Origin of the sequence: Streptomyces sp. NPDC005266, assembly GCF_040607655.1 — a bacterium.
GTDB lineage: Bacteria > Actinomycetota > Actinomycetes > Streptomycetales > Streptomycetaceae > Streptomyces.
Genome location: NZ_JBEXHC010000050.1, coordinates 1 through 6,362, shown reverse-complemented (window position 1 = coordinate 6,362; position 6,362 = coordinate 1). Strand labels below are relative to the sequence as shown.

At 68.1% G+C, this 6,362-nt stretch carries 7 protein-coding genes; 2 read left to right on the top strand and 5 right to left on the bottom strand.

The genetic code is table 11. The annotated features are described in order from the left end of the window. Positions 1-247: 247 nt before the first annotated feature. A complete protein-coding gene (locus tag ABZU99_RS34765) occupies positions 248-385 on the bottom strand; it encodes a hypothetical protein (protein WP_356050500.1) in 138 nt (45 codons plus the stop codon). 279 nt (positions 386-664) lie between these two features. On the opposite strand from ABZU99_RS34765, the gene ABZU99_RS34760 reads away from it, so the two are divergent. Beyond that, positions 665-2,149: a helix-turn-helix transcriptional regulator gene (locus tag ABZU99_RS34760; protein WP_356050499.1), complete on the top strand. Its 1,485-nt coding sequence runs from the start codon at positions 665-667 to the stop codon at positions 2,147-2,149. A gap of 20 nt (positions 2,150-2,169) precedes the next feature. Here ABZU99_RS34760 and ABZU99_RS34755 read toward each other — a convergent pair whose 3' ends face one another. Further along, positions 2,170-3,036: a radical SAM/SPASM domain-containing protein gene (locus tag ABZU99_RS34755; protein WP_356050498.1), complete on the bottom strand. Its 867-nt coding sequence runs from the start codon at positions 3,034-3,036 to the stop codon at positions 2,170-2,172. A 342-nt stretch (positions 3,037-3,378) separates the two neighbouring features. On the opposite strand from ABZU99_RS34755, the gene ABZU99_RS34750 reads away from it, so the two are divergent. Next, positions 3,379-4,224, top strand: coding sequence for a hypothetical protein (locus tag ABZU99_RS34750; protein ID WP_356050497.1), 846 nt, complete (start codon positions 3,379-3,381; stop codon positions 4,222-4,224). Positions 4,225-4,239: 15 nt separating this feature from the next. Here ABZU99_RS34750 and ABZU99_RS34745 read toward each other — a convergent pair whose 3' ends face one another. The 3 genes from ABZU99_RS34745 to ABZU99_RS34735 all read right to left on the bottom strand — a co-directional run bounded on the left by ABZU99_RS34745 (position 4,240) and on the right by ABZU99_RS34735 (position 5,809). Next, complete coding sequence (locus tag ABZU99_RS34745; protein WP_356050496.1) at positions 4,240-4,596, bottom strand: hypothetical protein; 357 nt, start codon at positions 4,594-4,596, stop codon at positions 4,240-4,242. Positions 4,597-5,155: 559 nt separating this feature from the next. Beyond that, a complete protein-coding gene (locus ABZU99_RS34740) occupies positions 5,156-5,557 on the bottom strand; it encodes a hypothetical protein (RefSeq protein ID WP_355859281.1) in 402 nt (133 codons plus the stop codon). 60 nt (positions 5,558-5,617) lie between these two features. After that, positions 5,618-5,809, bottom strand: coding sequence for a hypothetical protein (locus tag ABZU99_RS34735; RefSeq protein ID WP_355859283.1), 192 nt, complete (start codon positions 5,807-5,809; stop codon positions 5,618-5,620). Positions 5,810-6,362 lie beyond the last annotated feature (553 nt).

Sequence of the window (6,362 nt, the reverse complement as noted above, 5' to 3'; positions counted from 1 at the left end):
ATCTTCGTTTGTCCACACACCAACCGATGATCACGCGGTGGCCGTACCCGTTCCCAGCCGGGTCCGCAGCAAGATCGCGAAGTCACACTGGAGTATTAGGTCAAGGGAACGCCCCGGCGGCACGGGGGAGTTGCACCCTAAAGGGGAGCCGAGCGCCAGCCGATGGGTGCACTGCGCGGCGTGATGGAAGCGCGGAGAGGAACACGACGGTGAAACCGTAGGAGCCCGGGTGTGGCAGTTCCGGGTGCTAGCGGTCCAGCAGGAGCCGCAGGACGAAGTCCGCCGCCGAGCGCCCCACTCCTGCGCACCAGCCCCGAACCGCGGCCAGGCTCAGGTGCCGGGCCATGCTCTCCGGCTTTTTGTTGGCTTGCCTGCTGTGAGTCATGAAGTCCCTCATTCCGAGTGGATCGCTTGCGTTGTTCCCTCTCAGAGTGGCCGGGCCAGTGAATTGAGTGAACCCACTTGATCGGTAAGGAAAATCCGCTCCCCAAACTTGCCTGACCAGCGGATTCTCTGGCAAACCCAGTGAATAATCCGCCTGCCGGGGGAGCGGAGTTACGTGGATCTTCGATGGCAGCTACCGTGAATTCGAGGAAACGGGGGGTGAGGGCGGTTGAAGGGCAGACCTGGCAGCAAACCCGAGCGTGACCGGCTGTGCCGGCACATGCGCCAGCTCGGCTGCACCACACGGCAGATCGCCGACGAGATGTCACGACGCTGGCAGTTCCGGCCCCGACAGGCATGGCGCTTCGCCTGCGGCATGACGCAGGACGAGGCCGCGGCCCGGTGCTGCGAGCTCCTTGACCGGGGGGGAGTCCCGGTCAGCGGCAAGCGCATCAGCGAGTACGAACGGTGGCCGCTGGGCGGCGTACGCCCAACCCTGCGAAATCTGGCACTTCTTGGGCAGGTCTATGGCGTGCGCCCGGATGACTTGCTGGACGGCCTGGACCGGCAGAACCTTCCCGCCGAGTTCCTGACGGAGGCCAAGGACCGCGGTGACCTGTTCGAGCTGCGCGGTACCCAGCGGCGGATCAATGACCCAATTCCCGAGTCCTCGCGCCGCATGTTCACCGCCAAGTCGATGCATGAGCGGCCCGGTACGCCCATGCTCCTGGTGCCACAGCCCGCACTTGTCGAGGAGGCGGCGATCATGGCGGCAGCGTATGAGTCGAGCGAACACGCCGGCAGGGCCGAGACGAGCAACGTGGGTCCCGCGGCGCTCGAAGGGCTGCACGACCAGGCCCGACGGCTGGCCCGGCAACTGGTCAGTACCGACCCACTCCTGCTGTTCCCCGAGATGATCCGCACCAGAGATCGCATCTACCGCATCCTCGAAGGCCATCAACACCCCCGCCAGACACGCGAGCTGTACTTCCTTGCCGCGGTCACCTGTTGTCTGCTGGCCGAGGCCAGTCAGAGCTTCGGACTTCGAGCCGCCGCTTTGGAACAGACACGGGCCGCCTGGGCGTACGCGGAACTCGCGGGCCATGACTCCATCCGTGCCTGGTGCAGGTCCGCTCAGTCATGGCACGCGTACCGTGACGGACGGCCTCACGAGGCGGTGGCGCTCGCACGGTCGGGGCAGGGCTACGCGCGCGGCAATCCAGCCGCGCAACAGCGCCTGCACAGTATGGAGGGAACGGCCTTGGCGCTCATGGGAGACGAGGCAGCAGCGGTGCGCGCCTTCAGCGCTGCCACTGACGACCGCACACGCATTCGTACCCGAGACGATTTCTTCGATGAGGTCGGCGGGGTTTTCATCGCGGACGCTGCCAAGCAGTTTCAGAACGAGGCCAACGGAATGATCGTCCTAGGCCGGGCCGAGGACGCGGCCCGGTGCGCCCGCACCGCCATCGAGCTCTACTCGCAGAAACCTCCGCAGCAACGCGACGCTGCTCTGGAGCCGAGCGCGCGGGTCACGCTGGCCACGGCCGCTTTGCTGAACGGGGACATCGAAATGGCAGCGAACCAGCTGCGCCCTGTACTCGTGCTGGAGCCCCACATGCGCTGCGACACCATTGTTTTCAAACTTCGGGAATTCAGCTCCCACTTGCGCCCATACGCCCGCCGTGCGTTAGCGCGCGTCTCTGAACTTCAAGCTGAGATCGAGGAGTTCCGCGTGCCCACGCTTCCCGGCAGCGTGCTGTGATGGCCTGCAGCGGCGGTGCGTCAAGGGCCGCATCCACCACCGGTATCGGCCCCGAAACACTCATCCCGTATCTCCACCGGCGGCCGTCCGGTCACCGCTGGGTCGAACGCGCCGGCGATCGTCTGCCGCGCCTCACTCAGGCGGGCTGAGGCGGCAACGCTCGCGAGCGAGCCCTCGCGTACGTTGCCGACTGTCAGCCACCGCGACATGGGGCAGGGGAAGGCCATACCGTCTGGGCCGACTGCGAGTAGCGCGCCTGAGCACTGGCCGCACAGTTCCGATAGATTAGGGGTCGAGCCCGCCGCAGCCCTCCCCAGGTAACGCACGCGATCAACCGCGTGCCTGGTGACACCGATAGCTGCCAGCGCCGAGATCTCGTTGGCTCCGTCGTCGCCGCTCTGTTTGACCACCATCGCGGACACCTGGACGCCTCGCTCTGCCGCTTTCCGTAGATTCTCCGTGGTGCGCGCGTGACTGCCCCGGCGCCGCGTCAGTGCGTCGTGTTCGGCCGCGTCGTGCGAGTAGTAACTGACAGAAACCCGCACGCCAGGCAGCTCCAGCGCCTCCCACAGGGCATGAGGCACATGGACCAGATTGCTGAGGACCCGCACGTCGACTCCCGGCCGGGCGGCCCGCTCTATCAGTTCCCTAAGGTGGGGGTGGAGCGTCGGTTCCCCGCCGATGAAGAGGATGGTTCTGACACCAAGGTCATGGGCCTCATCGATGACGCGGATCCAGTCCTCGCGCGTCATCGTGCCGTGCGTACCCCAGGGGCCACTGTCGGCATAGCAATGCGCGCACTCCAACTGGCACTTTGCGGTGAGCTCCAACCAGAGGAAGGCCAGACGGCCCGGCAGGTCATCGGGACAGCGTGCTGCTTCGCGCATGGGCCTGCCCCCTCGGGCATCCTCGGATTCTCTGCGAGCGCACTTACATGTGTCGGGATATGGTCTCAATGTAGCTTCCCGGACACGGCCTCGGGCAGGCCGATTCCGGTCATCGGCGGCGAGCTGGTACGCATGGCACACTGTGGCATCGACGTTTACTTCCAAGGTGATCAGGCCCTCCGTATCGGCCAGGGCCTGGCCGCTTGAAGGATCACATACCGAGGGCCCGGGTGCTTCTTCCTGGCCCCTCGGTATCCCTCATGCCTTGAGGAGCCGTGGCCTTGTTCGTGAGTTTGGCCCTCCGGTACGGGACCGGTTCCGTGACGAGCGGGAGCAGCACATATGAAGCGTGAGCGGGCGACCATGCTGCTGGGCGAGTTGCTCGACCGACTGGACCAAGGCACCTGGCCACTCAACCTGGTCGAGGAGGTCTACCTGTTCGGGTCGTACATCCGCGGAGCCCTGGAGGTCGGCGACATCGACGTCGTCGTGCAGCACACCACCGACGAGCGCTGGAAGCAGGAATCCCTCAACGCCCTCTTCAGCGGCAGCGACAGCTACGTGACCATGCGGCAGGCATTGCGGGGACGGCGCCGCGGCGTCAGCTTCCAGTTCCAGGAACGCAGAACCCTCGAAGAGGAGGGTTTCGAGCTGCTCCTGTTGTGGCGGCGGGACGAGCCGGTCGCCCTCGCCCGGCAGCGGCTGGCCGCGATCACACCCGACCCGGCCGCCGGCCGCGCGCCCCGGGATCACGTCCTGCCCCCGTACGAGACGATCGCCGATCTGCTCCCGCGACCGGTCCGCATCGACCTGCACCGCCTGTGCACCGATGGCGCCGCGACTGTCTCGGCGTTCCCCCTGCCCGACGCCCACTCGCGCTCGGCCGCAGCGGCAGCGCACGTGGAAGAACGCTGGACTTCGAACAGCCCGCTGCGTCGTGCGGCCACTGCCGCGCTCGCTCATCTGGAGAGCACCGGCCAGGTGCTGGACCGAGTGGAGGTGCACGGCCAGTACATGGGCCGCGGGACGACGGACGACGACATCGACTGTTTCGTCGACCTGGGCTGGCGCTACTGGAGACGCGTGAAACGGTACCTGGGCGACGGACAGGCGTGGTTCGAGGTCCTGCCCGCCACCGCCCGGAAGCCCCTGCACGCCCTGCACATCACCCCCGCCTCCAAGGCGTAGCAGGGGCCGGTTGGTTCAGGGGCGTCCCTGGGGTCCAGGGTGGCCGAAGAGGTCGCCGAAGGAAAACGTGACCCCGGCGGCGTCGGGGCTACCGGCGGTGCTCCCGCTTCCTTCGGCTTCCTCGGCGAGCCTGGTGATGACAGCCTCCCAGCAGGAGGGGCAGCTGCACTGGCTGTCCGGCCCGTGCTCCACGTCTGCCCGGCCCACCGCCGCCCGCACCTGGTCGGCCAGCGCCTCGAAGGCGGTCTTCCATCGGGCTGTCGACGCCCTGTGGGCCGCGACCTCGCGCCTGGCCGAGCTGGCCTCTTGCTCAGCGCGCCGCCTGGCCTGGATCATCGGCCAGTCGGGACCGCCGCCGTACCCGTAGGACATCTGCACTCCTCTCGCACCGTTTTGCTGCCTTCAACCGCCCGACACTCCTGGAAGACACGCCTGCCGCACCGGTTGGAGCACGAGAGATCCCGCCCGTCGGGCGTCGCTGGAGACGTTCTCCTGGCAGGGCCGGTCGGAACTGCCTTGGCCCTCAGGAAGCCGCGCAGATTCCGCCGCAGGAGCGGTAGCGGGATGGTGGCGCCGAGACGGTCCAGCCCAGTCGATGCGGGGTAGCGGTCCGTGCTCGGCGGCCCCGGTACGGCTACTGAACGGACGGCGTTGAACACCCCGACGTCTTCGGATGGCAGCAAACCGATGATGGCGGTGCCAGGGCCACCGACACATGACGTCCTGAGCCGTGCACCGTCCCCTGCCGCCGGGGAGGAGAATGGTTCATCTCGGACACGCGCCCGGACCCGGGCTGGCGCAGGCGTTGCCTGGCCCAGCCGTAAGCAAACACACCGCTCTGGTTCACCGGCCATGTAACTCTCGTGCCGTCATCAGGTAGACTTTTTCACAGCGTGCGCGACTCCGCTGGCAACCTCCAAGAGGCAGGGCGTCACGCGCGGGTGCCCAGGGCCCAACCGCCCGGTGCGGGGGTCAGTCCAGTGGTGATCATCTCGCCGAGCTTCCAGGGCAGACAGGACCGATCGCCGAGGGTCGCCTCCATCATCTGGCTGGTGTGCGGGGCGTGCACGGGCAGGCGCCGGTAGCGGCCGCAGGCCGGCCGTTCCGCCGCGGCCTCGGCCGCGCGGCGCGGCCGAGGCAGGAGGGGGTGCCGGCTGGCCCAGACCCCGACCAGGTCCAGACCCTCGATCACCGGGATGCCCCACTCGTCCAGGAGCAGCGCGACCCGCTCCAGCCAGGCCCGGTCCTCCTCCTGGGTCAGCGTGCGCCGCAGGCGCCGCCGCTCCCGATCCGCCAGCGCTTGGGCGAGGCGGACCGCCTCGGGGGAGAACACCAGGGGTGCGACGCGCAGTTCGTCGCGTCCGGAGCGTCCCAGCGCGCGCCTGCGGACCTGCTACACCGGCGAATTGAGAGCAGGGATGTTCCACCAGCACGAGGTGATGGCGTAGGCGTCCGCGAACATCGCACGGCCGCCCGCGCCCAGACGCCGCTCCAACAGCAGCCGCAGCCGGTGGGCGTCGACGACCTCGGGAACGCGGCCAACGAGATAGCCGCTGACCCCGGTTCGCGGCGGTTGTTCAGCCATCGGCCGTGCCGGGCGCACACCTGCCAGGTCGTGTCGCCGGCAAGGTACGCATCCAGACTGGTGCCCTTCAGACGGGCGCACAGCTCGCACACCCGCACCAGGAAGCAGCCGGTCGTATCCCAAGGCCAGTCCCACACCGGCCCGCCGTCCACCGGCAGCAGCCGGTGGACCCGCAGGTTCGGCAGCGCGCTCTGAAACTGGGGGATGGGGCGGTGGGCCATGACGGAGAGCCGCTCGAGTGCGGCCCGGTTGAGATAGCCGTCACCGCACAACGGATCGCCCACCACCCCGTCCGGCCGCAGTGGCGTTCCGAACATGAGCCAGAACTCCTCGTCCGGGATGCCATTGAGGTTCGCCAGACGGCGGGTGTAGGAGCCGGTCGACTCCCCGCCGATGAACGGCAGCACCCCCGCCGTGCCCGCCCCAGCGGACGGCGCCCGCCCCCCCTGAGCAGGCGTCCGCCGCCCCCTGAGCATGGGGGCGGCGGACGCTGTGGTCAGGAGGCCGACCTCTTCCTGGCTGTCTTCTTCGCGGACATCCCCTGCCTCACCCC

Bases quoted from the DNA above. Each gene is read 5' to 3' on its own strand.
- ABZU99_RS34745 (WP_356050496.1), bottom strand. From the start codon at position 4,596: ATGTCCTACGGGTACGGCGGCGGTCCCGACTGGCCGATGATCCAGGCC.
- ABZU99_RS34750 (WP_356050497.1), top strand. From the start codon at position 3,379: ATGAAGCGTGAGCGGGCGACCATGCTGCTGGGCGAGTTGCTCGACCGA.
- ABZU99_RS34760 (WP_356050499.1), top strand. From the start codon at position 665: ATGCGCCAGCTCGGCTGCACCACACGGCAGATCGCCGACGAGATGTCA.
- ABZU99_RS34755 (WP_356050498.1), bottom strand. From the start codon at position 3,036: ATGCGCGAAGCAGCACGCTGTCCCGATGACCTGCCGGGCCGTCTGGCC.
- ABZU99_RS34765 (WP_356050500.1), bottom strand. From the start codon at position 385: ATGACTCACAGCAGGCAAGCCAACAAAAAGCCGGAGAGCATGGCCCGG.
- ABZU99_RS34735 (WP_355859283.1), bottom strand. From the start codon at position 5,809: ATGGCTGAACAACCGCCGCGAACCGGGGTCAGCGGCTATCTCGTTGGC.